Below are 25,776 nucleotides of genomic sequence, written 5' to 3' on the forward strand. Positions count from 1 at the left end.
GTGCCTTCTTCTCACGTTTTGAGCCGGCGACGCCGGGCGCCTCGCGCCCGCACCGACTACGGCTCGCGCGGTCCGGTCTGGCTGTTCGATCTGGACAACACGCTGCATCGCGCGTCACACGCGATCTTTCCGCGCATCAACCGCGCGATGACCGCCTATATCGTCGAGAAACTGGGGCTGTCGCACGACGAGGCCAATCACCTGCGTTCGTCCTACACGGAGCGCTATGGGGCCGTGCTGCTCGGTCTCATCAAGCACCACGCCATCGATCCGCACGAGTTTCTGGCGCGGGTACATGAATTGCCGCCGCTGGTGGAGGTGCTGCGTGCGGAGCGGGGCGTAGCGCGCCTGCTCGCCGGGTTGCCAGGGCGCAAGATTCTGCTGACCAACGCGCCGGCCCACTACGCGTTGCCGATCGTGGAGGCGTTGGGTATCCGCCGCCATTTCGAGCGCTGCGTGAGTATCGAGGACATGGCGGACCGTCGGGCCTGGCGAGCCAAGCCCGACGCCATCATGCTGCGCCGGTTGCTGGCACGCGAGGGACTCGCGCCGCATCGCACATGGCTGGTCGAAGATACGCGCTCGCACCTGAAACACTTGCGGCATTTCGGCATCAGGACAGTCTGGATTACGGGGCATCTGCCGGTCAGAAACAGTCTTGGCGACGTGATGCCGCGCAGTGGGCGCCCACACTACGTGGATATCAAAGTACAATCTCTGCGCGAGTTACGGGCGCGCCTTGCGACCGGGGTCCTAGCCCAGGCCGTCCGACAATCAAATCCCTACCGATAACGACCAGACGATGCAGCAGGAAAACTCTTCGAGCGGTGCCGGGTACGGCGCTGCCGATGCGCTGGAGGCCGCGCCCGCGCCGGTAAAGACAACCCGCCCCAAGCCGGGTGAACGTCGCGTGCAGGTGTTGCAGACGCTCGCGGCCATGCTCGAGACGCCCAAGGGCGAGAAGATCACCACGGCCGCGCTCGCCGCGCGCCTCGATGTCTCCGAAGCGGCGCTGTACCGCCATTTCGCAAGCAAGGCCCAGATGTTCGAGGGGCTCATCGAGTTCATCGAACAGACGATCTTCGGCCTGATCAATCAGATTTCCGCGCAGGATCAGGACGGCGTGACGCAAGCGCGCGCCATCGTGCTGATGCTGCTCGGTTTCGCCGAGAAGAACCCGGGCATGACGCGCGTGCTCACGGGCGAAGCGCTGGTCGGCGAGCACGAGCGCCTGCAAGAGCGTATGAATCAACTGCTCGACCGCATCGAGGCGTCGCTGCGCCAGGTGCTGCGTCTGGCGGTCGCGCAAGGCACGTTGCCCGAGACGTTCGACGCCAATTCGCGCGCCAATCTGCTCGTGTCCTACGTGCTTGGCCGTTGGCATCGCTTCGCGAAGAGCGGCTTCAAGCGCTCGCCCGCCGAGGGCGCCGAGCCGCAGGTCGCAGCGCTGCTGCGCTAAGGCCCGGTGGTCTGCGCCCTCAGCGCAGATTACGTTATACTTTTGCAACCCGTGACGGGGCCGCCGGAGACTGGACCGGCCCTGTTACGATGATTGGCGCGCCGATTTGGTGACTCGCTTGCGGGCGCGCGAATGACTCTGCCGGGGCTTTCCGGGCACTGACATTCATTAAAAATGCGGCTAAAGAGGTCGTGCGCGCGCACTCCGCCGTCATTCCGTCGACCCCTTTTCCCGCACAGAACGCTTCAGGACGCCGTCCGTCGATCATTGTCGACAGGGACGCCGGCCACGGCATGTTTCGGACAGGGATTTATGGAATCTTCAATCGGAATCGTCACGCCGCAGCGGATGCATTTCGCTGAACCGCTGGCATTGCAGAACGGCAGTTCACTCGCGGGCTACGACCTCATGGTCGAGACCTATGGCGAGCTCAACGCCGATCGCAGCAACGCCGTCCTGGTTTGTCACGCGCTCAACGCGTCGCACCATGTGGCCGGTATCGCCGCCGACAATCCCAAAGACATTGGCTGGTGGGACAACATGGTCGGGCCCGGCAAGCCGCTCGACACCAATCGCTTCTTCGTCATCGGGGTGAACAATCTCGGTTCGTGCTTCGGTTCGACCGGACCGATGAGTCTGGACGAAACCACCGGCACGCCCTACGGTGCCCGCTTTCCTGTCGTGACCGTGGAAGACTGGGTCAACGCGCAGGCCCGCGTGGCCGACGCGTTTGGCATTCGGAAATTCGCGGCTGTGATGGGCGGCAGTCTCGGCGGCATGCAGGCGCTCGCATGGAGCATCATGTATCCCGAGCGCGTGGGTCACTGTCTGGTGATCGCCTCCACGCCCAAGCTCTCGGCACAGAACATTGCATTCAACGAGGTGGCACGCTCGGCCATCCTCTCCGATCCGGATTTTCACGGCGGCAACTATTACGCACACGGCGTGGTGCCGCGACGCGGGCTGCGCGTGGCGCGCATGATCGGTCACATCACCTATCTGTCGGACGAAGACATGGCGACCAAATTCGGCCGGGCGTTGCGCCGTGCCGAAGCGCTGGTGGACGGTGTGAAAGCGGCGGGCAAGACGGACGGTAATGGCAACGGGCAGGACGACGCCTATCGCTTCAGCTTCGATGTGGAATTCGAGGTGGAATCGTACCTGCGCTATCAGGGCGACAAGTTCGCCGAGTATTTCGACGCCAACACCTATCTGCTGATTACGCGCGCGCTGGATTACTTCGACCCGGCGCGCACGGTCGGCGGCGATCTGGCCAAGGCGCTGTCGCACACCACGGCCAAGTACCTGATCGTGTCGTTCACGACCGACTGGCGCTTCGCACCGACGCGCTCGCGGGAGATCGTCAAGGCGCTGCTCGATACGCGCCGTACCGTGAGCTACGCCGAGATCGACGCCCCGCACGGCCACGACGCTTTCCTGCTGACCGATGCGCGCTATCACAATCTGGTGCGCGCCTACTACGAACGTATCGCCGAGGAGGTCGGGGTATGAGTCTGTCCACGATACCTGCCAACAGCGCGCAGGCGGCGCAACTGGCCGCGTCGCGCGATCGCATTTCGGCGTCGCTGGCCGACCGGCCGGATTTCCGGGTCATCGCACGATGGATCGAACCGTCGTCGCAAGTGCTCGATCTGGGATGCAGCGACGGCTCGTTGCTGCGCCTGTTGATGGATGAGCTCGATGTCAACGGCTATGGCATCGAGATCGACGACGCCGGGGTGCTCGCCTCGGCAAAGCGCGGCATCAACGTGGTTCAGCAAAACATGGAAGACGGATTGAAGCTCTTCGAAGATCAGAGCTTCGATACCGTGATCCTGTCGCAGACGTTGCAGACCATTCACCGGACCGCAGACATTCTGCGCGAGACCGTGCGTGTCGGTCGTGAGGCGATCGTGTCGTTCCCGAACTTCGGTTACTGGCCGCACCGCCTGTCGGTGTTGCAGGGGCGCATGCCGGTGTCGAAGAGCTTGCCGTTCCAGTGGCACAACACGCCGAACGTGCGTGTGCTGACCATCAAGGACTTCGAGGCGCTCGCACCCGATGTCGGCGTGAAGATTCTCGATCGTGCGGTGCTTCACAACGGGCGGCTCGTGTCCGTGGGCGCGAACTGGCGTGGTAGTCTTGCGGTCTATCGCGTCAAGCGTTCCTGAACCGACGGCAGCTAACGGGGCAGCGAAGCGCCGGGCTCCTGACGGCTGAAGACGCCCGGGAGCCGGGTGCCGCGCACCGCAGCGGCTGGCCCCAACTGTCCTTTCCATGACCGATTCGCTGCCGCCCGCCGACGGGCGCGTCTTCCACCCCACGCGGATGCTCATCTGCGTGATTCTCGGCTTTACCTCCGGCTTGCCGCTGTTCATTCTGCTCAATCTTGTGCAGGCGTGGCTGCGCAGCGAGCACGTGGATCTCAAGTCGATCGGCCTGTTCGCTCTGATCCAGTTTCCCTATACGTGGAAGTTTCTGTGGGCCCCGCTCATGGATCGCTTCGCGCCCAACGTGTTCGGATGGAAACCGGGGCGGCGCCGCGGCTGGATGTTCGTCACGCAATTGCTGGTGGCGGGAGCGGTGGCGGTCATGGGGACCTATTCGCCACAGCGCGATCTGATGACGATTGCCGCGCTGGCGGCGGCGCTGGCGTTCTTCAGCGCGAGTCTCGACATCTGTCTGGATGCCTATCGACGCGAGTTGCTCTCCGATCGCGAGCAGGGGCTGGGCACCGCCATGCATGTGAACGCCTACAAGGTGGCCGGGCTCGTGCCGGGGTCGCTCGCGCTCATCATGGCCGATCATCTGCCGTGGTCGCAGGTGTTCTTCGCGACGGCGGCGTTCATGCTGCCGGGGATCGTGATGACGCTCGTCGTCAAGGAACCGGAGATTCGCGGCACGCCGCCGAAGACGTTGCGCGAGGCTGTCGTGGAGCCATTTCACGAGTTCGTCACGCGCGGCGGCTGGTCGCAGGCGCTGCTGGTGCTCGCGTTCATCTTTCTCTACAAACTCGGCGATTCGATGGCGACGTCGCTGGCCACGTCGTTCTACCTCGACCTCGGGTTCACGAAGACGCAAATCGGCGTCGTGGCCAAGGCGACGAGCCTGTGGGCCAGCGTGGCGGGCGGCATCATCGGCGGGATCTGGCTGATCAAGCTCGGCATCAATCGCGGGCTGTGGGTGTTCGGCGTGCTGCAACTGGTGTCGGTGCTCGGTTTCGCGTGGCTCGCGGAAGCCGGACCGGTGGTCACCGGGCTCGGCGCCGTGATCGCCTTCGAGGCATTCACGGCAGGGCTGGGCACCGCAGCGTTCACGGCTTACATCGCCCGCACGACGGACCCGCGCTATACGGCGACGCAGTTCGCGCTGTTCACGAGTCTGGCCTCCGTGCCGCGCACGTTCGCCAACGCGGGCACTGGCTATATCGTCGACGGCGTGGGCTGGCTGACGTTCTTCCTCATCTGCACGGCACTTGCGCTGCCCGGCATGTTGTTGCTGCCGAAGGTCGCCCCCTGGGGGGCGGACGACGATGGTGGCGATGGTGTGCCCGTCACGAGCGGATCACGCTGAGCGAGCGCTAAGCGATGTCGGTACCGGGGCGTCGCGTGGGCGGGGGCGCGGGGTTCAGGCGCCGCGAAAAGACACCTTCTGACGCGTGACGACCTGAGTGGCGAAATCCGCATCGGGCGGAATCGGTTCCCAGAAGAAGTCCCACTGGAAGATCGGGATACGGTTGAATTTTCTCGATCGGAAGATGCCACGGTTGCGTTTGAATTCGCTGTACCGATCTCCCTTGAAATGCCGGTTCACCGAGGTGAACGGCAGGAGGCGCTCCGCAATGTCGGGGAAATCCAGATTCGGGTACGCATCCTTGATCTTCTCCAGCGCCGCGAATTGATCCCGACCGATGACCTGAATCGCCGTCTCGGGCATGGCGTAGCGCTGGGCCCACATGACATGCCATCCCGACTGCGTGTCGTTGATGAAGTCCACGAGTGGCTGGCTCAGGGTGTATGCGTCGGATTCAATGTGGACGATCTTGTCTGCGTCCATGGCGCGCGCAATGCTCACCGAATGAAGGAAGCTGCGCCACCATCCGGGATACAGACTCATGCTCTGCCGCCCCAGGTTATTCTCGAACCGCACCACGGCGTGCACCGGCTCGTGTGCGGACAGGTCGCTGTGCGCCGGCACTGTCGGGATGATGCTGGCCGGTGGCAGGTAGGGCGAACCGTCGTCGATCATGAGGATCTTGTCGGCGTGGATCGGCCCGTTTCGGTAATAGTCGAGCCAGCGCCGATACCGATGCTGCCAGGCATCGGCATCTTTCATATAGCTGGTGCAGAACAAAAGCGTCTTCATCGTGCAATGCGTTACAGCGCGTGATCGTAGTCGACGGTCAGCGGTGCGTGATCGCTGAACTTGATGTCGCGGAACACCGACGTGGCTTTCGCTTTGCCTGCGATGCCCTGCGTCGCGATCTGGTAGTCGATACGCCATCCGACGTTCTTGGCATAGGCCTGACCGCGATTGCTCCACCACGTGTATTGGTCGGCACGCGGGTCGAGCGTGCGGAAGACGTCGACGTAGCCGTGATCGTCGAACAACTGCGTGAGCCACGCGCGCTCTTCGGGCAGGAAGCCCGAGTTCTTCAGGTTGCCCTTCCAGTTCTTGATGTCGATTTCCTTGTGCGCGATGTTCACGTCGCCGCACAGAACGACTTCGCGTCCGGCCGCCTTGAGGGCGAGCAGGTGCGGCATGAAGTCGGCCATGAAACGGAATTTGGCGGCCTGACGTTCCTCGCCGCTCGAACCCGAGGGAATGTACACGGAGATCACCGACAGATTGCCGTAACGCACTTCGACGTAGCGGCCTTCGGCGTCGAACTCGGCGTTGCCCCAGCCGATGACGATGTCGTCGGGCTCGCGTCGCACGTACACGCCGGCGCCGCTGTAGCCCTTCTTCTCCGCGTAGTGGAAATAGCCCTGATAGTCGTGCGGCTTGAGGAAGTCCGGCGTCATGTCAGGCAACTGCGCCTTGATTTCCTGCACACAGAGAATGTCGGCTTCCTGCTTGCCGAACCACTCGAAAAAGCCCTTCTTGGCGGCCGATCGCACGCCGTTCAGATTCGCGGTAATGATGCGCATGAGTGTCGATGCGCCGCGCTCGCGCGGCAAAAGGGGGAAAAATGTCAGCGGCAAGGATACCGCAATCGCGGTGCGGTGTCGGGCGCTGCCGGTGGCGCCGCCTTACGTGCGGCGAGCGCCACCGGCGATGGCTGCCTGGGCGTCGCCGTCGCCACCCGGGCCGAGGATGTCGCGCGCGAGCGCAAGCCAGCGTCGTGCCGCGTGCGACAGATACGAGTCGCGCCGCCATGCCATCGCGAGATCCCACGGGATTTCCGGGTCACGGATATCTGTCATCACGAAACGTTTCGGATCAAGCCGCGCACAGAACGGCTCGGGCAGCAGGGCGATGCCCACGCCGTTGTCCACCATCGAGGCAATGAAGTCCCATTGGCTGGAGCGTCCCGCGATTTTTGGCGAAAAGCCTGCACGACGACACGCGGCAATCACGAGTTCGGACAATGCGAACCCTTCGCCGTAAAAGACGAACGGCTCGTCGCGCAATTCGCCCAGACCGACAGAGGCGCGTCCTTCCCAACGCGACTCGCGCGGCGCGATCAGGCGCAACGCGTAATGACACACCGGCAGTACGTCGAGAATCGTGGGATCGACCGGCAACAGCACCGCACCGAGTTCGATATCCCCCGCCAGCAGCGCTTGTTCGATGGCGCGCGAGCCAGTCTCGAAGAGCTTCATCTCGATATCCGGATAGTGCTGATGAAACGCGCCGATCACCGGGATGAACAGATCGCCGCCCAGCGGCGGAATGCCGATCGACAACTCGCCGCGCGCCACCGTTTCCAGATCGGCCAACTCCTGTTGCAACCGGGCGTAGGCGGCCAACACATCCTGCCCGCGCTCGAAGACGACGCGGCCCGCATCGGTCAACTGAAGCCGACGGCCCATGCCGCGCTCTTCGCGCAACATCAGCGGCGTGCCCAGTTCGTCTTCTAGGGCCTTGACCATTTTGCTCACGGTCGGCTGGGTGACAAACAGCGCTTCGGCCGCGGCCGTGAAGCTCTGCTGTCGCACAACTTCCACAAATCCTCGCAATGCACGCAGTTCCATTTTGGTTCTCGCGAATGCCCCAAACTGGTGCTAAATCCCGGAAAGCCCCGTCAGACAAGGCTTTCTCATGCACTATTAGGGTTAATACTTAAATTATTCCAATATGGAATCGATTTTATACGATTAATTCATTATATTTATGTTGCGGTGCTTCCTATACTCCCCTTCATATTGATGCCAACCCCGGGAGTCCGCCATGACCAAGATGATTGCCAGCCGTCTGTATAGCCGCAGCAAGCGCGTTGTCGACGTGGTCTGGCAGATTGCGTTGCTCACGGGCATCTATCTGGTGGCCGATGCTGCATCGCGTCATTTCCATTTGCCGCTGCCGGGCGGTGTGCTGGGCCTGCTCGCCGTCGTGGTGCTGCTCATGAGCGGCGTGCTGAAGACGGAGAAGATCAAGCGGGGCGCCGACTGGTTCCTGGCCGAGATGATCCTCTTCTTCGTGCCGATGGTCGCCGCCGTCATGCAATACACCGATCTGCTGCGTCACGAAGGCCTGCAACTGCTCGCCGTGATTGGCGTCGGCACGGTGCTGGTCATGGTGTCGACGGCATTGGCTGTCGATCTCGCATGCCGTGCGGAACGTCACATGAAGCGTGCGCTCGTTCGTATCCCGGTTCGCCGTGCGCATGCGCACGACGCCCGCTGATGCACGAGCCCGTCGTTATCGCCATCGGTTCCTCTAGCGCTTGCCGGGTATTGCCATGAATCATACGGCGCTCCTGCTGCTCGTTCTCACCGTCGTGTTCTATTACGTGTCGAAGCGCCTTTACGCGCGTTTCGGCAAGGTATGGCTCGGCCCGGCGATTCTCGCGCCGATCCTGCTCATCATCGTGATGGTCGGCGGCGACATTTCCTACACGACGTATATCTCCGACTCGCGCTGGCTGGTCTGGCTGCTCGGCCCGACCACGATTGCGTTTGCCGTGCCGATCTACGAGCATCGCGACATTATTCGCCGGCATGCATTTGCGCTGATTGTCGGCGTGCTGGTCGCGATGATCGTGGCCGTGGGCAGTTCTTTTGTGCTCGCCCGACTGTTCGAGCTGCCGCCCGAGATGGCGCGCAGTCTGCTCGCCCGGTCCATCTCGACGCCGTTTGCCCTTGCCGTGTCCGATCAGGTGGGTGGTTCGCGCGATCTGGTGGGACTTTTCGTCATCATCACCGGGTTCATCGGCATGCTGCTCGGCGAGGCGTTGCTCTCGTGGCTGCCGCTGCGTACCCGCATGGCGCGCGGCGCACCATTTGGCGCGGGTGCCCACGGCTTCGGTACTACCAAGGCGCGCCAGATCGGCAGCGAAGAGGGCGTGGTGGCCAGTCTTGTCATGATGATCAACGGCATTCTGATGGTGTTCGCCGCACCGCTGCTCGCGCATCTGCCCATCTGAATTCCCGGCGGGCTAAGCGTGTGCGACGAGCGTTGCGTCGCGCGCGGCGCTTACCGCGGTCATCTTCCTCGCAAAAATAATCCTTCAGGCGGTACTCGCGGCCCGACGCCGCGCATCAGTTTTGCTACAATGCCGGGATCTTGAGGAGCGTTGCGACAGCCACCGTGCTGCCAGGCTCAAGATCCTTCCTTTTGGCCGCGCCGGCCGCCGGTTTTCTACGGATAGCATGGCGTGTGAGCCTCCAGAACGGCGCTCACGTCCCACTATCTAGTCTTTATTTAGAGAAAAGGAGGCGTGATGAACGCCGTAGTCGATTCGAAATTCTCCGATTTCCACGTTGCCGATATCAACCTCGCCGGTTGGGGTCGCAAGGAACTGACCATCGCCGAGAGCGAAATGCCGGGTCTGATGGCCACGCGTGCCGAGTTCAAGGCCAGCCAGCCGCTCAAGGGCGCGCGCATTGCCGGCTCGCTGCACATGACCATTCAGACGGGCGTGCTCATCGAGACGCTGACGGCGCTGGGTGCCGAAGTGCGCTGGGCCTCGTGCAATATCTTCTCCACGCAGGACCACGCCGCCGCCGCTATCGCCGCCGCGGGCATTCCTGTGTTCGCCTTCAAGGGCGAATCGCTCGACGAATACTGGGAATACAGCCACCGCATCTTCGAATGGCCGAACGGCGAATTCGCCAACATGATTCTCGACGATGGCGGCGACGCCACGCTGCTGCTGATTCTGGGCAGCAAGGCCGAGAAGGATCTGTCGGTGATCGCCAACCCGACCAACGAAGAAGAAGTCGCGCTGTACGCCTCGATCAAGCGTCACATCGAAATCGATCCGCAGTGGTACAGCAAGCGCCTGTCGCAAATCAAGGGCGTGACCGAAGAGACCACCACGGGCGTGCATCGTCTGTATCAGATGGAAAAGGACGGCACGCTGCCGTTCCCGGCCATCAACGTGAACGACTCGGTCACCAAGTCGAAGTTCGACAACCTGTACGGCTGCCGTGAGTCGCTGGTCGACGGTATCAAGCGCGCGACGGACGTGATGATCGCCGGCAAGATCGCGCTCGTGGCCGGTTACGGTGACGTGGGCAAGGGCTGCGCACAAAGCCTGCGCGGTCTGGGCGCCACGGTGTGGGTCACGGAAATCGACCCGATCTGCGCACTGCAGGCCGCCATGGAAGGCTATCGCGTCGTGACGATGGAATACGCCGCAGACAAGGCCGACATCTTCGTGACGGCCACGGGCAACTTCCACGTGATCGACCACGACCACATGGCTGCGATGAAGCATCAGGCCATCGTGTGCAACATCGGTCACTTCGACTCGGAAATCAACGTGGCGTCGACCCGCAAGTACCAGTGGGAAAACATCAAGCCGCAGGTCGACCACATCATCTTCCCGGACGGCAAGCGCATCATTCTGCTGGCAGAAGGCCGCCTCGTGAATCTGGGCTGCGCCACGGGTCACCCGTCGTTCGTGATGAGCAACTCGTTCACGAACCAGACGCTCGCACAGATCGAACTGTTCGTTCATGGCGCCAAGTACAAGAACAGCGTGTACGTGCTGCCGAAGCATCTGGACGAAAAGGTGGCGCGTCTGCACCTGGGCCGTATCGGTGCCGATCTGACCGTGCTGACCGACGACCAGGCGAAGTACATCAGCGTCGACAAGAACGGTCCGTTCAAGCCGTCGCACTACCGTTATTGATCGTCTTGCGCGCTGAGCCGGTACGGGGCACGCAGGGGTGCGATGTGCCGGTCAGGTGCGACGAGCTAATGTGGCGGCATCGAATGCCGCCGCGCTTGTTTTTTGCTAACGCCGGTGCGGGACCGTCAATCCCGCACCGGCCCGATCTTCGGAGCTTGCCATGCGTCTGCTGCTGATTTGGCTCATCAATGCCATTGCGCTTCTCGTCCTGCCGTACATCGTGTCGGGCATTCAGCTCAAGGGTATCGGCACGGCATTGATCGTTGCGGTCGTGCTCGGCCTGATCAACGCATTCTTGCGGCCGCTGCTCGTCGTGCTGACGCTGCCGGTCACGGTGCTCTCACTGGGGTTGTTCATTTTCGTGATCAACGCCTTGCTGTTCTGGCTGGCCTCGCATGTCGTCAAGGGTTTCGAAGTCTCGGGATTCTGGGCGGCGCTCTTCGGCTCGCTGCTGTACAGCCTGATTTCGTGGATTCTGTCGGCGCTGGTGTTCGGCGGCGACCGCGCCACTAACGTATAAACGTCGACGCATGGCCGTCGACGGTACTTTGTAGGAAACCCGCAGTGATGTCGCAAGCGCTTCGTGCCGATCAGGCGCTCGTTTCTCGGGGGCTGGCCGCATCGCGCACCGCCGCACAACGTCTTATCGATGCCGGACGCGTGTATTTCGCCGGCACTGAAACGGCGCTGAAAAAAGCCAGTCAGGTTGTGGCGGACGATGAGGCCCTCGAAGTGCGTGCGGCGTCGGACGGCTTGCCCGGCGAAGATCGCTACGTGTCGCGTGGTGGGTTAAAGCTGGCCGGTGCGCTGGCGCAGACCGGCCTCGACGTCACGGGGCGTGTCGCGCTCGACGTTGGCCTGTCGACTGGCGGCTTTGCGGACTGTCTGTTGCAGTCGGGCATCGCGCAGGTTGTCGGCGTGGACGTCGGGCACGGGCAACTGCATCAGCGTCTGGCGAGCGAGCCGCGCCTCGTCTCGCTCGAGGGCATCAACGCGCGTCACCTGTCGCGCGAGATGCTCGACGAACGTCTGGCGCAGCGCGCGGCCGATGACGACACGAGGGACGTCGCGATGGCAGCGACGATCGCCGTGCCGGCAGCGGGCTTCGATCTGATCGTCGGCGACGTGTCGTTCATCTCGCTCACCTTGATACTGCCGGCACTCGCGCCGTTGCTGGCTGCGACGGGCGATCTGCTGATGCTGGTGAAACCGCAGTTCGAAGTGGGGCGCGAACACATTGGCCGCGGTGGCCTCGTGAAAGATGCTGCGCAATATGCGCAAGTGGAGACAAAGATCCGCACCGCCTGTGAAGCGCTGGGACTGAGCGTGGCCGCCTGGCTCGACAGCCCCATCGCCGGGGGTGACGGCAACCGGGAGTTCTTCGTGCACGCCACGCGCGCGGCATGAGCGGCTCTCTCGATAACAAGACCATCATGACGAAGCCTTCCTTCAGTTTCGAATTCTTCCCGCCCAAGACTGTCGACGGCGCGGAAAAGCTGCGCGCCACGCGCCAGCAACTGTTTCCCCTTGGCCCCAAATTCGTGTCGGTGACGTTCGGCGCCGGCGGCTCGACGCAGCAGGGTACGCTCGATACGGTCATCGAAATCCAACGCGAAGGCGTGGAAGCCGCGCCACACCTCTCGTGTGTCGGCTCGACCAAAGAGAACATCCGCGCCATTCTGAAGACGTATCGCGATAACGGCATTCGTCATATCGTGGCGCTGCGCGGCGATCTGCCGTCCGGGATGGGCGAGATCGGCGAGTTCCGCTATGCATCGGAACTGGTCGAGTTCATTCGGGCCGAGACCGGCGACTGGTTCCACATCGAAGTGGCGGCCTATCCCGAATACCACCCGCAGGCGAAGTCGCCGCGTCTGGATCTCGAGCATTTCGCCAACAAGGTGAAAGCCGGGGCGAACGCCGCGATCACGCAGTACTTTTTCAACGCGGACGCCTATTTCCGCTTTGTCGAAGACGCGCAGCAACTGGGCGTGACGGTGCCGATCGTGCCGGGCATCATGCCCATCACGAATTACTCGCAGATGATGCGGTTCTCGGAAATGTGCGGTGCCGAAGTGCCGCGCTGGGTGGCCAAGCGTCTCGAAGGTTTTGGCGACGACCGCGAGGCGATCCGCGCCTTCGGGCTCGACGTGGTGACGGCGCTGTGCGAGCGCTTGCTTGCGGGTGGCGCGCCGGGATTGCACTTCTATACGCTGAACGCCGCGTCGGCGACCAAGGCGATGTGGCAGCGCCTCGGTCTGTAAGGCGTCACGCAATCGTTGGCTAGCGGGTGGGTCGATGGGAGTCAATCCTGATCATAATTAAGCGATTTCCTAATCAAAAACACCACAAATAGGCGGTTTGCTAGGGATTTGGCGTGTTGTGACGCGGGAGAAGCTTAAGTAATATCCCTCGTGGGCCCGGCGGCGGATCGTCGCCGGGCGACATCCCATACCCGAGGAGCCTATGAAACAGACCCACACCCTGCGTTTGCTTTTGGCTGCGACCTTGCTTGCCGGTGCGGCCGTGATCCCGCCCGCGGCAGCCGTCGAGCTCCCGAACAAGACTCTCGTGTATTGCTCCGAGGGCAGCCCCGCCGGTTTCGATCCGGGGCAACTCACCACTGGCACCGATTTCGATCCCGCCGACGCCATCTACAACCGCCTCATCGCCTTCGTACCGGGAGAGACCGGTGTGATGCCATCGCTCGCGGAGAAGTGGGACATCTCGCCGGACAACAAGATCTACACGTTCCATCTGCGTCGCGGCGTCAAGTTCCACACCACCGACTACTTCACGCCCACGCGCGACTTCAACGCTGAAGACGTGAAGTTCACTTTCGATCGCATGGGCGATCGCGAGATGCCGTTCCGCAAGGCCTATCCGACCGAGTTTCCGTACTTTGTCGACATGGGGCTTCAGGCGGACATCGACCGCATCGAGATCGTCGATCCGTACACCGTGCGTTTTGTGCTGAAGAAGGTCGACGCCCCGTTCATCCAGAATCTGGCGATGTCGTTTGCGTCGATCCTCTCGAAGGAATACGCGGACAAGCTGCTCGCGGCGAACAACCCGCGCGACATTGCGCTCAAGCCGGTCGGTACCGGCCCGTTCATCTTCCGCAGCTACACGAAGGACGCCACGCTGCGCCTCGATGGCAACAAGGACTACTGGAACGCGAATCTGCCGCCGAAGGTGGGCAAGCTGATCTTCGCGATCACGACCGACGCCAACGTCCGCATGCAGAAACTCAAGCGCAACGAATGCCAGGTCGCGACCTACCCGCGTCCGGCGGACGTCGACGCGCTCAAGGCCGACATCTCGGCACAGGGCAAAGCGTCGAAGCTGAAGATGCCGGATCAGGTTGGCTTCAACCTCGGCTATGTGGCGTACAACGTGCAGAAGAAGCCGCTCGATCGTGTGGAAGTGCGTCAGGCGCTCGACATGGCGATCAACAAGAAGGCGATTCTTCAGTCTGTCTACGGCTCGGCCGGCCAGTTGTCGAACGGCGCACCGATGCCGCCGACGCAATGGTCCTACGACAAGAACATCAAGTCGTCCAGCTACGACCCCGAGAAGGCCAAGGCGCTGCTCGACAAGGCCGGCGTGAAGAACATCGAAATCACCTTGTGGGCGATGCCGGTGCAACGTCCGTACAACCCGAACGGCAAGCTCATGGCGGAAATGATCCAGGCCGACTGGGCGAAGATCGGCGTGAAGGCCAACATCGTGACGTATGAGTGGGGCGAGTACATCAAGCGCGCCAAGGCCGGCGAACACGACGCGATGCTCATCGGCTGGACGGGTGACAACGGCGATCCGGACAACTGGCTCGGTGTGCTGCTCGGCTGCGACTCGATGAACGGTAACAACTTCTCGAAGTGGTGCCACAAGCCGTTCGACGATCTCATCAAGCAGGCGCGTCAGACCACCGACGTTGCTGCGCGTACCAAGCTGTACACGCAAGCGCAGGAGATCTTCGCGCAGCAACTGCCGTTCTCGCCCATCGCGCACTCCACGCAATACAAACCGATGGCCACGAACGTGAAGGGCTTCAAGCTCAGCCCGTTCAGCCGCAACAGCTTCGCCGGCGTGTCGCTGGACTGATCGAGTCCCGCAATACGACCTCGACGTCAGCCGATTCCGGCTGGCGTCGGCCAGAGGCAAGACGTTGGTATCAAGCAGGCAGACCCGGCCGCCGCGCCCGGATCTGTCTGCCGCACCCAGACAACAGACCGTCTACGACTGATTAACGCGGCACAGCGCCATCCGTCCCTGCGCCGGGGGCGGGCGGTGCACGAAGCCCCCACGGAACCCTCCTATGCTGAGATTCGTCCTGAGACGACTGGGCATGGTGATCCCGACTTTCATCGGCATCACTATCCTGGCGTTCGCGCTCATTCACCTTATTCCCGGCGATCCGATCGAAGTGCTCGTGGGCGAGCGGAACCTCGACCCGGTCATGCACGCGGAGGCGATGAAACGGCTTGGACTCGACCAGCCGCTCACCACGCAATATTTCGTCTATCTGAAGCACGCAGCGCAAGGTGACCTCGGGCGCTCCATCGTGACCAACGAGGGGGTGCTTCACGAGTTCTTCTCGCGCTTCCCCGCCACGCTGGAACTGGCCCTCTGCGCGATGATCTTCGCACTCGTGGTCGGGTTGCCGGCGGGTGTTGCGGCGTCGCTCAGGCGCGGCAGGATGCTCGATCACACCACCATGGGCGCCGCGCTCACGGGCTACTCCATGCCGATTTTCTGGTGGGGATTGCTGCTCATCATGCTGTTCTCTGTCGACCTGCAATGGACGCCGGTGTCCGGGCGCATCGGCGTGGAGTACGACGTGCCGGTGGTCACCGGCTTCATGCTGATCGATACGTTGCTCTCGGGCGATCAGGGGGCCTTCAGTTCGGCGGTGAGCCACCTGATTTTGCCGACCATCGTGCTCGGCACCGTGCCGCTCGCCGTGATTGCCCGCATGACGCGCTCGGCCATGCTCGAAGTGCTGCGCGAGGACTATATCCGCACGGCACGGGCAAAGGGTCTTTCGCCGTGGCGTGTGATCGTGGTGCATGCGCTGCGCAACGCCATGATTCCCGTCATCACCGTGATCGGTTTGCAAGTCGGCACGCTGCTGGCCGGGGCGGTGCTGACCGAGAACGTGTTCTCGTGGCCAGGCATCGGCAAATGGCTGATCGACGCCATTCTGCGCCGCGACTATCCGGTGGTGCAGGGCGGCATTCTGCTCATCGCGACGGGCGTAATTCTGGTCAACCTGCTGGTCGACGTGCTCTATGGCGTCGTCAACCCGCGCATTCGGCACTGAAGGAGGTCAACGATGAGTGACACGCCTGCTACGCTGCCGCCTCCCGTCACGGTGACGGCCACGCCTCGTGCGCGTCTGGTCCGGGAGTTTCTGCGCAGCTTTACCGCAAATCGTGGTGCGACGGCCGCGGCCATCGTGCTGTTACTGATGTTTGCCGCGGCGATTCTTGCGCCGCTGATCGCGCCGCACAGCCCCATCGAGCAATACCGCGACTTCGTGAAGATTCCGCCCGCATGGTTCGAAGGCGGCAACGCCCGATTCCTGCTGGGCACGGATGAAGCTGGTCGCGACATTCTTTCGCGTCTGATTTTCGGGGCGCGTCTGTCGTTCTGGATCGGCTTGTCGTCGGTCGTGCTGTCGCTGATTCCGGGCATTCTGCTCGGGCTGCTTGCTGCGTTCTTCCCACGCTGGCTCGACACGCCGATCATGCGCCTGATGGACATGATGATGGCGCTGCCGTCGCTGCTGCTGGCCGTGGCCGTGGTCGCCGTGATCGGTCCGGGGCTGGCCAATACGACCATCGCCATTGCGATCGTGACATTGCCCGCCTACGTGCGTTTGACGCGCGCGGCGGCGATTGGCGAATTGCAACGCGAGTATGTCGTGGCCTCGCGCATGGCCGGGGCCGGCACACTGCGGCTGATGTTCTCGACGGTGCTGCCGAACTGCGCGGCGCCGCTGATCGTGCAGGCCACGCTGAGCTTCTCGGTGGCCATTCTCGATGCGGCCGCCCTCGGCTTTCTGGGCCTGGGCGTGCAACCGCCGCTCGCGGAGTGGGGCTCGATGCTTGCCTCCGCACGCGACTATATGGAAAGTGCCTGGTGGATCGTGACGCTGCCGGGCCTTGCGATCGTCATCTCGGTGCTCGCGATCAATCTGGTCGGCGACGGCCTGCGCGATGCACTCGACCCCAAACTGAAGCGAATCGCATGAGTCTGCTCTCCATTCGAAATCTATCGGTCGACTTCGACGGCGCGCGCGCCGTCGACGCCATCGACATGAACGTCGGCCAGGGCGAGATTCTCGGCGTGGTCGGCGAGTCCGGTTCCGGCAAGAGCGTGACGATGCTCGCGCTCATGGGCCTCATCGACGCCCCGGGGCGTGTGCGGGCCGACGAAGTGCGCTTCGACGGACGCGACCTGTTGAACGCGTCGGCGCGCGAGCGGCGAAGCATCGTGGGGCGCGACGTCTCGATGATCTTTCAGGACGCCCTCACCAGTCTTAACCCGAGCTACACCGTGGGCTATCAGATCGGGGAAGTGCTGCGACGTCACATGGGGCTGCGCGGCAAGGCGTTGAAGGATCGCATCGTCGAACTGCTGGAGCAGGTCGAGATCCCCGATGCGGCCAACCGGCTCGGTGCGTATCCGCACCAACTGTCGGGCGGGATGAACCAGCGGGTGATGATCGCCATGGCGATTGCCTGCCGCCCGAAGCTGCTGATTGCCGATGAGCCGACCACCGCGCTCGACGTCACGATTCAGGCGCAGATCATGGCCTTGCTGCTGCAACTGCAGAAGGACTACGGGATGGCGTTGGTGCTGATTTCGCACGATCTTGCGGTCGTGGCCGAAGTCGCGCACCGTGTCGCCGTCATGTACGCCGGGCAGATGATCGAGGTCCAGCAGGTGCCGGCGTTGTTCGACGCGCCGCATCATCCCTATACGGAGGCCTTGCTCGCGGCCATTCCCGAACACAACCGGGGGGTGCGCCGTCTGCACACGCTGGCGGGGGTGGTGCCCGGACGCGACGACCGTCCGGCAGGCTGCCTGCTCTCGCCGCGTTGTCCATATGCCGACGACCATTGCCGGACGGTGCCGCCCGCGCTCGAGCCTTACACCGGGTCGCAGGCCACCGGAGCGCCGCTGGTGCGGTGCTTCAAACCGCTGCCGCATATGGCGGCGGGCATACAGACGAGTGTTCAGACGACAGGAGGCGCGCAATGAGTGAAACCGTTTTCGCGACACCTCCGGGAGCCCCGCAAGCGCCGGCATCGGAGGGCAGCGGCCGCGACGGTGGGCCGCTGGTACTGGCCGCGCAGGAATTGACGCGTTTCTACACGGTGAACCGCGGGTTGATGCGCGCACACGCCACCGTCAAGGCGCTGAATGGTGTGTCGTTCGAGTTGACGGCCGGGCGCACGCTGGCCGTGGTCGGCGAGTCGGGGTGCGGCAAATCGACGCTGGCCCGGGTGCTGACGTTGATCGAACCGCCCACGTCCGGCAGACTCGCTATCGATGCCACCGAGACCACGGGGGCGTCGGCAGGCGATCTGGCGCCGCTGCGCACACGCATTCAGATGGTGTTCCAGAATCCGTATGCGTCGCTCAATCCCCGCAAGACCGTGGGGCAGGCGCTTGATGAACCGCTGGCGATCAATACCTCGCTCAGCCGTGCGGAGCGGGGCGAGAAGATCGCCGCGATGATGCGCACGGTCGGCTTGCGTCCGGAGCACGTGGCCCGGTATCCGCACATGTTCTCGGGCGGTCAGCGGCAGCGGGTGGCGATTGCCCGGGCGATGATCCTGTCGCCCGCCATCGTGGTGGCCGACGAGCCCGTTTCGGCCCTGGATGTCTCAATTCAGGCACAGATCCTGAATCTTTTCATGGATTTGCAGGACCGATACGCGACGAGTTACGTGTTCGTGTCGCATAATCTCGCCGTGGTCGAGCATGTGGCCGACGACGTCATGGTCATGTACCTCGGTCGCGCGGTCGAACACGGTCCCAAGGCCGCCGTGTTCGGCAAGCCGCTACATCCGTACACCAAGGCGCTGATGTCGGCGACACCGGCGATCAAAGCCTCCGAGCGGCGAGTGAAGATTCCGCTGATCGGCGAGCTGCCGTCGCCGTTGCGCCCGCCGCCGGGGTGTGCGTTTGCGCCGCGCTGTCCGTATGCCGTCGATCATTGCCGCGAGGAAGTGCCGCAATTGCGCAAGCTCGAAGGACGTCTGGTGGCGTGCCATCGGGTTGAAGACATTGAGGGATAACGAGATTGGGTGGACCACCACGCGCGACGCAGGTTCGCCGGGGCGTTGCATTGACTGGCTGGCTGCTTGGCTGCCTGCTCATGACGCTCGCCGTCACACTGGACGCCGCGTCGAGCGTGACGCCGCGTGCCGTGACGCCACGCACGTTGCCGCTGGTGGTGCCCGAGCCGGGCGAATCGCCGCCGGGCGCCAATCTCCCGTTCTACGAAGCCCGCAAGGGCGACATGACCATCTACGTGATGGGCACCCTGCACGTTGGCAAGCCCGACGACTATCCATTCCGCAAAGTGGTGGTCGATGCCTTGCGCGTGTCGAAGGTGGTGGCATTCGAGCTCTCGCCTGACGATCTGACGATGTCGCAGGACGACGTGCAGAAGTACGGCATGTGCACGCGCGCCTGTCTGCCGAAGATGATTCCGGCGCCGTTATGGCGCAAGTTGAGGGATCGTCTGAAGGGCAATCCGGCGATGCTGGCCGAGATTCGTCACATGCGACCGTGGCTGGCCGCGCTGCTGGTCGAGACGCTGGATTCGATGGGGGCCGATCTGCAAACGGAGTACGGCACCGAGAATCAGCTCGAGAACATCTATCGCGGCCGTATCGTCGGTCTCGAGTCGCTCGCGGAGCAGATGGACGCCTTCACCGGCCTGACCTCGGCGCAGCAGAACGAGTTGCTGGCCCAGGAACTGGTGCTCACGCCCAAGACAGCGACGGCGCAGGTCGAGGAACTGCACCGCTTGTGGCGTGCGGGCGACGCGGAGCTGGTGTTCGACTGGTCGCAGGGAAAGTCGGCGCAAGTGCGACGTAACGTGGCATTGGCCGACGCCATCGACGAGCGCATTCTGTATTCGCGCAACCGGCGTTTTCTGGCACGCATGCTCTTTCTGACAGACCCGGGCAAACCGGTGTTCGTCGCCATCGGCACATTGCACCTCGGTGGTCCGCACGGCGTGCTGCAACTGCTGCGCGAGCACGGATTTTCGGTGGCGCAGCGGTAGTCTGGGACGGTCATAAGAACAGCGGGCGATCTCAGTAGGAATCGCCCGAGAAACAAGCCGACCCGATTGATTCCTCCCAACCCTGACGATTAATTGGGCAACACTCGTGTGAGTGGCGCCCCGTCGGGCTCGCGCATTACCTCAAGCCAGCATCCCCCGCGCTTCGATAAAGCTGATGATTTCCTGAAGGCCTTTGCCTTCCTTCATGTTCCCCATGACGAAAGGACGCATGCCGCGCATCTTCTGCGTATCCGAGCGCATGATGTCGAGCGACGCACCGACGTAAGGTGCAAGGTCAGTCTTGTTGATGACGAGGAGGTCTGACTTGGTAATGCCGGGGCCACCCTTGCGCGGGATCTTCTCGCCGCCTGCGACATCGATCACGTAGATCGTCAGATCCGAGAGTTCGGGGCTGAACGTGGCGGCGAGATTGTCGCCACCCGATTCGATGAAGACCACGTCGGCGTCGGGAAAGCGATCCAGCATGCGCTCGACAGCTTCAAGATTGATCGACGCGTCTTCGCGAATGGCCGTATGCGGGCAGCCTCCTGTCTCGACGCCCAGAATACGTTCGGGCTCCAATGCACCTGCCACCGTCAACAGGCGTTGGTCTTCCTTCGTATAAATGTCGTTGGTGATGACGACGAGATCGTAGCGCTCGCGCATGGCTTTGCAGAGCATCTCGGTCAGGGTGGTCTTGCCGGAGCCGACAGGGCCTCCGATGCCGACACGCAGCGGCGGATTCTTCTTGGTACGACGGGCGTTGGCAGAAGTCGTCATGGCGAATGTCGTGGGTGGCGGAGAAAAGGCACAAAGAGAAAGACGCAGGGCATCGCGTCTTACGAACGGAACAGACGTGAATACTGTGTCTCGTGACGCGACGCGAGAATCGCGAGCACCGGGGAAAACGTGTTGATCTGGTCATCGGGCAACGACGCCGCCCGGTGGGCCGCGTCGACGACGCGAGGGCGCAGCGCGACAATGACGCGTTGCGCGGCCAGTTGTCCGAGCGGAACCGCCTTGAGTGCACCGGCGACCTGATTCTCGAGCCAACTGAACGCGTAAGCCACGAGCGTGTCGGGCAGCGCGGCGCCATGCGTCAGTGCCGCAAACGCGAAGGCCGTCGGCAGGGCAATCGGACGCAGCGACGCCAGGTGATCCCGCTGGGCCGGTTCGCCCCATTCGAGCGAGAGCGCGAGTTGCGTGAGCGACCAGCCCATCTGCTCGGTTTCCGCGCGCAATTCGGCTGCCTCACGCGTGGCGAGCAGCCAATCGTTAACCTGCGTGAGCGATGCGATATCCCCCGCTCGCCAGTGCCGCCACTGTCGGGCGAGTAGTGCCATCTCGCCGGTCGTGAAGACTCCGTCGAGTTGGCTGGCAATCCATTGCCCGGCGCTCGGCGCGTCGTGAATGATACCGTGCTCGACAGCCGCCTCGAGGCCCTGCGAATAGCTGAACGCGCCGATGGGCAGCGCCGGCGAGGCGAGATGAAGCAGCGCCGCAAGCGATTGCAACGACGCGGCGGCAACCGTTTCAGTGAGAGGACTGGCCAGACTTGCCGTCATCGGTCGGACTCACAGGGGTAGGCTCGACGCCAACGTTGCTGACGCCCGGCGTAGGAGAAGGGTCATGCCCGCAGTCGGGGCCGTGTACGTGAACTTGACCGGTGGTGCGATCGTCGTGAGCGTGCGAGTGAGCGCAATCGGGGCCGTGCACATGTCCCGACGCGTGATCGTGATCGCAGGCCGCGCCATGCACGTGACCGTGATCATGGCCATGCGAATGCCCATGCCCATGCCCATGCGAGTGTCCGTGGTGATGGCCGTGATCGTGCTCATGATCATGATCATGCGAGTGACCATGGTGTTCGTGGAAAACCTTCTGAGCGATAGCGAAGTCTTCGGCGAACGTCGCATCGTGTCCGTGCTTGTGTCCGCCGCCGTAAGCCCCGGCCTCGGGTTCGAACGGCATGAGCGCTTCGGCAACGTCGACATCGAGCCGCAGCAGCATGTCGCGCAGCACGGGGTCGTATTCGAGCTTGAGATAGCCGTCGCCAACCTCTACCGGGGTATGCCGGTTGCCAAGGTGATATGCCGCGCGGGTGAGCGCGAGCGCTGTGGCTGCGCTCACGAGCAGCACGGTCTCGGCAGCCGCTTCCACGCGGATGAGACCGCCATCGTCGGCCACGAGCACATCGCCGCCACGCAGTACGGTGCCGCGCGGCAGGAACAGCGCCACCTCTTCACCGGTGTCGAGCGTGGCGCGCAGTCGGCTCTTGCTGCGGGCGTCGAACGGCAACACGAGTGCGGGGGCGCGACGCGCCAGCGGCGCGGCAATGCGTCCGGCGTCGAGACGTTTCTCGACACGGCGCAGTGTCGACGATGCGACGGTCTCGGCGTTCCCGGTGGAGGAGGGTGATTCGGAATCTTGCGACATGGTTCAGAAAAGGAAGTAGCGTTGCGCCATCGGCAGCACGGTGGCGGGCTCGCACGTCAGCAGCTGACCGTCGGCGATGACCTGATAGGTCTCGGGGTCGACACTGATGTGCGGCAGCCAGTCGTTGTTGACCATGTTGGCCTTGGTGACCTGCCGGATATCGCGCACCGGCACGATGCGCTTGGACAGCCCGTAACGGCCGGCCACGTCGCCATCGTACGCCGCTTGCGACACGAACGTGAGGGATGTGCGTGCCATCGCCCCGGCGCGCGCGCCGAACATCTCGCGGTAATGCACCGGCTGGGGCGTCGGGATCGACGCATTCGGGTCGCCCATCAGCGCCGAGGTAATCATGCCGCCCTTGAGAATGAGCGTCGGTTTTACGCCGAAGAACGCCGGCTCCCACAGCACCAGATCGGCCCATTTCCCCACTTCGACCGAGCCGATCTCATGGGCCATGCCGTGCGTGATCGCCGGGTTGATCGTGTATTTCGCGACGTAACGCTTGACGCGGAAGTTGTCGGCCTGTGCCGTGTCGGTCCCCAGCGCGCCGCGCTGCACCTTCATCTTGTGCGCGGTCTGCCACGTGCGCATGACGACTTCGCCGACGCGCCCCATTGCCTGCGAGTCCGAGGAGATCATCGACAGCGCGCCCAGATCGTGCAGGATGTCTTCGGCGGCAATCGTCTCGCGCCGGATACGCGACTCGGCAAAGGCGATATCTTCCGCGATGGCCGGGTCGAGGTGATGGCAAACCATCAACATGTCGAGATGCTCGTCGAGCGTGTTGATGGTGTAGGGACGGGTCGGATTGGTGGACGAGGGCAACACGTTCGGCTCGCCGCACACCTTCAGAATATCGGGGGCGTGACCGCCCCCGGCGCCTTCGGTGTGATACGTGTGGATCGTGCGGCCGTTGATGGCCGCAACGGTCGCTTCGACGAAACCGCCTTCGTTGAGCGTGTCGGTGTGAATCGCGACCTGAGTGTCAGTCGCGTCGGCCACCGACAGGCACGCGTCGATGGCGGCAGGTGTGGAGCCCCAGTCCTCGTGCAGCTTCAGACCGATGGCGCCGGCTTCGATCTGCTCGAGCAGCGGCGCGGGTTGGCTCACGTTGCCCTTGCCGAGAAAACCGAGATTGATTGGCCAGCCATCAGCGGCTTGCAGCATGCGCTCCAGGTGCCACGGTCCGGGGGTGCAGGTGGTAGCGTTCGTGCCGGTCGCGGGGCCGGTGCCGCCGCCGAGCAGCGTGGTCACGCCCGACGAGAGCGCTTCCTCGATCTGCTGCGGGCAGATGAAGTGGATATGCGAGTCGATGCCACCGGCCGTGACGATCATCCCTTCGCCGGCAATCACTTCCGTCGCACCGCCGAGCGGGATGGTGACGCCAGGCTGGATATCGGGATTGCCGGCCTTGCCGATACCCCAGATGCGGCCGTCCTTGAGCCCGATGTCGGCTTTGACGATGCCCCAGTGATCGATGATGACGGCGTTGGTGATGACGGTGTCGACGACATCGGCGCGCGTGCGCTGCGACTGGCCCATGCCGTCGCGAATGACCTTGCCACCGCCGAACTTCACCTCTTCGCCGTAGATCGTGTAGTCGCGTTCGATCTCGATGATGAGTTCGGTGTCGGCTAGTCGCAGACGGTCGCCCGTTGTCGGGCCGAACATTTCCGCATAAGCGCGGCGTGAAATCTTCATAGCGCCCCCATGACGCGACCCGCGAAACCGAAGACGCGGCGATCGCCTGCGAGCGCGACCAGTTCGACGGTGCGTTGCTGCCCCGGCTCGAAGCGCACCGCCGTGCCGGCCGCAATATTCAGACGAAAGCCACGCGCCGCTTCGCGGTCGAATTGCAAAGCGTCGTTGACTTCATAGAAGTGGAAGTGCGAACCGATCTGGATCGGACGGTCGCCGGTATTGGCGACGCTCACGCTGAGGGTCGGACGACCTTCGTTCAGCGTGATCTCACCTGCGGCGGGTAACAGTTCTCCGGGAATCATGCGCGTCTCCGAATAGGCGTGACGGGGGCGACGGCGACTCAGGCCGCTGCGGCGAGCAGCGAAAGGCCATACGCCAGCACACCGGCGCCCAGCAAACGGGGGACCCAGACGGTGCGATGGCGCAGGGCAACGCCGACGGCGATGCCGATGCCGTGCAGCATGCCGGTCGCAAGGAGGAAGCCGGCCATGTAATGCATCGCACTCGCCTCATCGGGCAGTTCCGCGCCGTGCGCGAAGCCGTGGAAGACGGCGAAAGCGCCCACGATGGCGGCGCCTGCCCAGCCCGGCAGCTTCGCCCGTGTGGCGAGCATCAGTCCGAGCACGAGCAGCGACACAGCAATCATCGGCTCCACGCCCGGCAACGAAACCTCGTGCGACATGCCGAGCAGGCCACCGGCGGCGAGCATGGCGACGAAGGCCACCGGAGCAAGCCAGACACGCCTGGACGTGAGCGAACTCCACAACCCGACGACGATCATGGCGCACAGGTGATCTGCACCGGTCAGCGGATGGAAGAAGCCGGCGGCGAAACTGCTGGCGGCGTCGTGACCCGGATGGCCGGGGTGCGCGAGCGCGACGCCCGATGCGGCGAGCAGCGCGAGGCCGGTCGCGGCGCGCGCGAGCCGACGCTGCGTGTGGTCGGAGGCGATGGCGCAAGCCGTCAGCGAAGTGGCGGACACTTCGGCGGCATCATGAGCATTGAGGGGGCGGTCCACTGACATGAGACGTCCTTAGGGTGTTGTTATCGACGACGAAGAAACGGATACGAATCGAAACCGGATCGCACACAAGCGAAGGCGACGCGACAGGGAATGCCGGCACTCGCGCGCGCGTGCGCCCATCAGGGAATCGGGTGATGCACGGTGACGAGCTTGGTGCCATCCGGAAAGGTCGCTTCGACCTGAATGTCGGGAATCATCTCCGGCACGCCGTCCATGACGTCGTCGCGGGTCAGCAGCGTCGTGCCGTAGTGCATCAGGTCGGCCACGGTGCGACCATCGCGCGCGGCTTCCATGAGGGCGGCGCTGATGAAGGCGACCGCCTCCGGATAGTTGAGCTTCAGGCCGCGCGCGCGCCGACGTTCGGCGAGCAGGGCGGCGGTGAAGATGAGCAGCTTGTCTTTTTCGCGTGGCGTGAGCTTCATCGTAACGAAGAAATTTCAATGCGAAGGGTTCAAGGGGGTGACGCGGCTGCCGCACATCATAGGCGCGCGTTCGCGTGTGCGCCACTGCGTTTTGCAGGCCGCTTGCCGCGCACCAAA

At 63.4% G+C, this 25,776-nt stretch carries 26 protein-coding genes, 1 pseudogene and 1 riboswitch; of the genes and pseudogenes, 17 read left to right on the forward strand and 10 right to left on the reverse strand.

All coding sequences use genetic code 11. From position 1 onward, the window contains the following. The 5 genes from PI93_RS01265 to PI93_RS01285 all read left to right on the forward strand — a co-directional run bounded on the left by PI93_RS01265 (position 1) and on the right by PI93_RS01285 (position 5,032). Entirely contained in the window at positions 1-792 is a 792-nt protein-coding gene (locus PI93_RS01265) for an HAD-IA family hydrolase (protein ID WP_191623385.1), read from the forward strand. A gap of 10 nt (positions 793-802) precedes the next feature. Next, positions 803-1,459, forward strand: a complete 657-nt coding sequence (slmA, locus tag PI93_RS01270; protein ID WP_039370420.1) for a nucleoid occlusion factor SlmA — start codon at positions 803-805, stop codon at positions 1,457-1,459. A gap of 312 nt (positions 1,460-1,771) precedes the next feature. Continuing rightward, positions 1,772-2,971: a homoserine O-acetyltransferase MetX gene (gene metX / locus PI93_RS01275; RefSeq protein WP_039370424.1), complete on the forward strand. Its 1,200-nt coding sequence runs from the start codon at positions 1,772-1,774 to the stop codon at positions 2,969-2,971. Further along, a complete protein-coding gene (gene metW / locus PI93_RS01280) occupies positions 2,968-3,630 on the forward strand; it encodes a methionine biosynthesis protein MetW (protein ID WP_236105693.1) in 663 nt (220 codons plus the stop codon). The genes metX and metW overlap by 4 nt, the downstream gene beginning before the upstream one ends. 106 nt (positions 3,631-3,736) lie before the next feature. Further along, positions 3,737-5,032: an AmpG family muropeptide MFS transporter gene (locus PI93_RS01285; protein ID WP_039370426.1), complete on the forward strand. Its 1,296-nt coding sequence runs from the start codon at positions 3,737-3,739 to the stop codon at positions 5,030-5,032. 54 nt (positions 5,033-5,086) lie between these two features. Here PI93_RS01285 and PI93_RS01290 read toward each other — a convergent pair whose 3' ends face one another. From PI93_RS01290 to PI93_RS01300, 3 genes are all read right to left on the reverse strand, one after another. Then, positions 5,087-5,824 carry a hypothetical protein gene (locus PI93_RS01290; protein WP_039370429.1) on the reverse strand — a complete coding sequence of 246 codons (738 nt, stop codon included), beginning with the start codon at positions 5,822-5,824 and terminating at the stop codon, positions 5,087-5,089. 11 nt (positions 5,825-5,835) lie between these two features. Further along, a complete protein-coding gene (locus PI93_RS01295) occupies positions 5,836-6,609 on the reverse strand; it encodes an exodeoxyribonuclease III (RefSeq protein ID WP_039370433.1) in 774 nt (257 codons plus the stop codon). 102 nt (positions 6,610-6,711) lie between these two features. After that, positions 6,712-7,656 carry a LysR family transcriptional regulator gene (locus PI93_RS01300; protein WP_039370437.1) on the reverse strand — a complete coding sequence of 315 codons (945 nt, stop codon included), beginning with the start codon at positions 7,654-7,656 and terminating at the stop codon, positions 6,712-6,714. Between the two features lie 196 nt (positions 7,657-7,852). On the opposite strand from PI93_RS01300, the gene PI93_RS01305 reads away from it, so the two are divergent. From PI93_RS01305 to PI93_RS01360, 12 genes are all read left to right on the forward strand, one after another. Next, a complete protein-coding gene (locus PI93_RS01305) occupies positions 7,853-8,308 on the forward strand; it encodes a CidA/LrgA family protein (RefSeq protein WP_052240663.1) in 456 nt (151 codons plus the stop codon). Between the two features lie 55 nt (positions 8,309-8,363). After that, positions 8,364-9,047, forward strand: coding sequence for an LrgB family protein (locus tag PI93_RS01310; protein ID WP_052240676.1), 684 nt, complete (start codon positions 8,364-8,366; stop codon positions 9,045-9,047). A gap of 136 nt (positions 9,048-9,183) precedes the next feature. Next, positions 9,184-9,309, forward strand: a riboswitch (S-adenosyl-L-homocysteine riboswitch). 35 nt (positions 9,310-9,344) lie between these two features. Beyond that, positions 9,345-10,760 (forward strand): adenosylhomocysteinase, encoded by a 1,416-nt coding sequence (gene ahcY, locus PI93_RS01315; RefSeq protein WP_039370440.1) that lies wholly within the window; start codon positions 9,345-9,347, stop codon positions 10,758-10,760. Positions 10,761-10,920: 160 nt separating this feature from the next. Further along, positions 10,921-11,280, forward strand: coding sequence for a phage holin family protein (locus tag PI93_RS01320; RefSeq protein WP_039370443.1), 360 nt, complete (start codon positions 10,921-10,923; stop codon positions 11,278-11,280). Between the two features lie 47 nt (positions 11,281-11,327). Beyond that, complete coding sequence (locus PI93_RS01325) at positions 11,328-12,167, forward strand: TlyA family RNA methyltransferase (RefSeq protein ID WP_039370446.1); 840 nt, start codon at positions 11,328-11,330, stop codon at positions 12,165-12,167. Positions 12,168-12,193: 26 nt separating this feature from the next. After that, positions 12,194-13,024 (forward strand): methylenetetrahydrofolate reductase [NAD(P)H], encoded by an 831-nt coding sequence (metF, locus tag PI93_RS01330; RefSeq protein ID WP_039370710.1) that lies wholly within the window; start codon positions 12,194-12,196, stop codon positions 13,022-13,024. Between the two features lie 202 nt (positions 13,025-13,226). Further along, positions 13,227-14,867: an ABC transporter substrate-binding protein gene (locus PI93_RS01335; protein ID WP_039370449.1), complete on the forward strand. Its 1,641-nt coding sequence runs from the start codon at positions 13,227-13,229 to the stop codon at positions 14,865-14,867. A gap of 214 nt (positions 14,868-15,081) precedes the next feature. After that, entirely contained in the window at positions 15,082-16,086 is a 1,005-nt protein-coding gene (locus tag PI93_RS01340) for an ABC transporter permease subunit (RefSeq protein ID WP_039370452.1), read from the forward strand. A gap of 12 nt (positions 16,087-16,098) precedes the next feature. Beyond that, positions 16,099-17,019: an ABC transporter permease subunit gene (locus PI93_RS01345; protein ID WP_039370455.1), complete on the forward strand. Its 921-nt coding sequence runs from the start codon at positions 16,099-16,101 to the stop codon at positions 17,017-17,019. Continuing rightward, complete coding sequence (locus PI93_RS01350; protein WP_039370457.1) at positions 17,016-18,032, forward strand: ABC transporter ATP-binding protein; 1,017 nt, start codon at positions 17,016-17,018, stop codon at positions 18,030-18,032. Before PI93_RS01345 ends, PI93_RS01350 begins: the two co-directional genes overlap by 4 nt. Beyond that, the gene (locus tag PI93_RS01355; protein ID WP_236105694.1) at positions 18,029-19,075 is read left to right on the forward strand and encodes a peptide ABC transporter ATP-binding protein; all 1,047 of its coding nucleotides are present in this window, start codon (positions 18,029-18,031) and stop codon (positions 19,073-19,075) included. The genes PI93_RS01350 and PI93_RS01355 overlap by 4 nt, the downstream gene beginning before the upstream one ends. Before the next feature lie 50 nt (positions 19,076-19,125). Continuing rightward, positions 19,126-20,073 (forward strand): TraB/GumN family protein, encoded by a 948-nt coding sequence (locus tag PI93_RS01360; RefSeq protein WP_328803341.1) that lies wholly within the window; start codon positions 19,126-19,128, stop codon positions 20,071-20,073. Between the two features lie 141 nt (positions 20,074-20,214). Here the strand turns inward: PI93_RS01360 and ureG are convergent, their stop codons facing one another. The 7 genes and pseudogenes from ureG to PI93_RS01395 form a co-directional block, all read right to left on the reverse strand. Further along, on the reverse strand, positions 20,215-20,853 hold the full coding sequence (ureG, locus tag PI93_RS01365; protein ID WP_039370461.1) for an urease accessory protein UreG: 639 nt from the start codon (positions 20,851-20,853) through the stop codon (positions 20,215-20,217). 59 nt (positions 20,854-20,912) lie between these two features. Beyond that, positions 20,913-21,638: an urease accessory protein UreF gene (locus PI93_RS01370; protein WP_052240665.1), complete on the reverse strand. Its 726-nt coding sequence runs from the start codon at positions 21,636-21,638 to the stop codon at positions 20,913-20,915. A 145-nt stretch (positions 21,639-21,783) separates the two neighbouring features. Continuing rightward, positions 21,784-22,446, reverse strand: a pseudogene (ureE, locus tag PI93_RS01375) (urease accessory protein UreE); the annotation flags it as partial. A 66-nt stretch (positions 22,447-22,512) separates the two neighbouring features. Beyond that, positions 22,513-24,213, reverse strand: coding sequence for an urease subunit alpha (ureC, locus tag PI93_RS01380; RefSeq protein WP_039370466.1), 1,701 nt, complete (start codon positions 24,211-24,213; stop codon positions 22,513-22,515). Beyond that, complete coding sequence (locus PI93_RS01385; protein WP_039370468.1) at positions 24,210-24,515, reverse strand: urease subunit beta; 306 nt, start codon at positions 24,513-24,515, stop codon at positions 24,210-24,212. Before PI93_RS01385 ends, ureC begins: the two co-directional genes overlap by 4 nt. A 38-nt stretch (positions 24,516-24,553) precedes the next feature. Then, on the reverse strand, positions 24,554-25,237 hold the full coding sequence (locus PI93_RS01390) for a HupE/UreJ family protein (protein ID WP_080759185.1): 684 nt from the start codon (positions 25,235-25,237) through the stop codon (positions 24,554-24,556). Between the two features lie 119 nt (positions 25,238-25,356). Beyond that, entirely contained in the window at positions 25,357-25,659 is a 303-nt protein-coding gene (locus PI93_RS01395) for an urease subunit gamma (protein ID WP_023598019.1), read from the reverse strand. Positions 25,660-25,776 lie beyond the last annotated feature (117 nt).

This window comes from Pandoraea fibrosis (assembly GCF_000807775.2).
In the GTDB taxonomy this organism is placed as follows: Bacteria; Pseudomonadota; Gammaproteobacteria; order Burkholderiales; family Burkholderiaceae; genus Pandoraea; species Pandoraea fibrosis.

What these genes read in the sequence shown, in the direction of transcription:
- slmA (WP_039370420.1), top strand. Translation starts at nt 803, where the DNA reads ATGCAGCAGGAAAACTCTTCGAGCGGTGCCGGGTACGGCGCTGCCGAT.
- metX (WP_039370424.1), top strand. Translation starts at nt 1,772, where the DNA reads ATGGAATCTTCAATCGGAATCGTCACGCCGCAGCGGATGCATTTCGCT.
- metW (WP_236105693.1), top strand. Translation starts at nt 2,968, where the DNA reads ATGAGTCTGTCCACGATACCTGCCAACAGCGCGCAGGCGGCGCAACTG.
- PI93_RS01285 (WP_039370426.1), top strand. Translation starts at nt 3,737, where the DNA reads ATGACCGATTCGCTGCCGCCCGCCGACGGGCGCGTCTTCCACCCCACG.
- PI93_RS01290 (WP_039370429.1), bottom strand. Translation starts at nt 5,824, where the DNA reads ATGAAGACGCTTTTGTTCTGCACCAGCTATATGAAAGATGCCGATGCC.
- PI93_RS01295 (WP_039370433.1), bottom strand. Translation starts at nt 6,609, where the DNA reads ATGCGCATCATTACCGCGAATCTGAACGGCGTGCGATCGGCCGCCAAG.
- PI93_RS01300 (WP_039370437.1), bottom strand. Translation starts at nt 7,656, where the DNA reads ATGGAACTGCGTGCATTGCGAGGATTTGTGGAAGTTGTGCGACAGCAG.
- PI93_RS01305 (WP_052240663.1), top strand. Translation starts at nt 7,853, where the DNA reads ATGACCAAGATGATTGCCAGCCGTCTGTATAGCCGCAGCAAGCGCGTT.
- PI93_RS01310 (WP_052240676.1), top strand. Translation starts at nt 8,364, where the DNA reads ATGAATCATACGGCGCTCCTGCTGCTCGTTCTCACCGTCGTGTTCTAT.
- ahcY (WP_039370440.1), top strand. Translation starts at nt 9,345, where the DNA reads ATGAACGCCGTAGTCGATTCGAAATTCTCCGATTTCCACGTTGCCGAT.
- PI93_RS01320 (WP_039370443.1), top strand. Translation starts at nt 10,921, where the DNA reads ATGCGTCTGCTGCTGATTTGGCTCATCAATGCCATTGCGCTTCTCGTC.
- PI93_RS01325 (WP_039370446.1), top strand. Translation starts at nt 11,328, where the DNA reads ATGTCGCAAGCGCTTCGTGCCGATCAGGCGCTCGTTTCTCGGGGGCTG.
- metF (WP_039370710.1), top strand. Translation starts at nt 12,194, where the DNA reads ATGACGAAGCCTTCCTTCAGTTTCGAATTCTTCCCGCCCAAGACTGTC.
- PI93_RS01335 (WP_039370449.1), top strand. Translation starts at nt 13,227, where the DNA reads ATGAAACAGACCCACACCCTGCGTTTGCTTTTGGCTGCGACCTTGCTT.
- PI93_RS01340 (WP_039370452.1), top strand. Translation starts at nt 15,082, where the DNA reads ATGCTGAGATTCGTCCTGAGACGACTGGGCATGGTGATCCCGACTTTC.
- PI93_RS01345 (WP_039370455.1), top strand. Translation starts at nt 16,099, where the DNA reads ATGAGTGACACGCCTGCTACGCTGCCGCCTCCCGTCACGGTGACGGCC.
- PI93_RS01350 (WP_039370457.1), top strand. Translation starts at nt 17,016, where the DNA reads ATGAGTCTGCTCTCCATTCGAAATCTATCGGTCGACTTCGACGGCGCG.
- PI93_RS01355 (WP_236105694.1), top strand. Translation starts at nt 18,029, where the DNA reads ATGAGTGAAACCGTTTTCGCGACACCTCCGGGAGCCCCGCAAGCGCCG.
- ureG (WP_039370461.1), bottom strand. Translation starts at nt 20,853, where the DNA reads ATGACGACTTCTGCCAACGCCCGTCGTACCAAGAAGAATCCGCCGCTG.
- PI93_RS01370 (WP_052240665.1), bottom strand. Translation starts at nt 21,638, where the DNA reads ATGACGGCAAGTCTGGCCAGTCCTCTCACTGAAACGGTTGCCGCCGCG.
- ureC (WP_039370466.1), bottom strand. Translation starts at nt 24,213, where the DNA reads ATGAAGATTTCACGCCGCGCTTATGCGGAAATGTTCGGCCCGACAACG.
- PI93_RS01385 (WP_039370468.1), bottom strand. Translation starts at nt 24,515, where the DNA reads ATGATTCCCGGAGAACTGTTACCCGCCGCAGGTGAGATCACGCTGAAC.
- PI93_RS01390 (WP_080759185.1), bottom strand. Translation starts at nt 25,237, where the DNA reads ATGTCAGTGGACCGCCCCCTCAATGCTCATGATGCCGCCGAAGTGTCC.
- PI93_RS01395 (WP_023598019.1), bottom strand. Translation starts at nt 25,659, where the DNA reads ATGAAGCTCACGCCACGCGAAAAAGACAAGCTGCTCATCTTCACCGCC.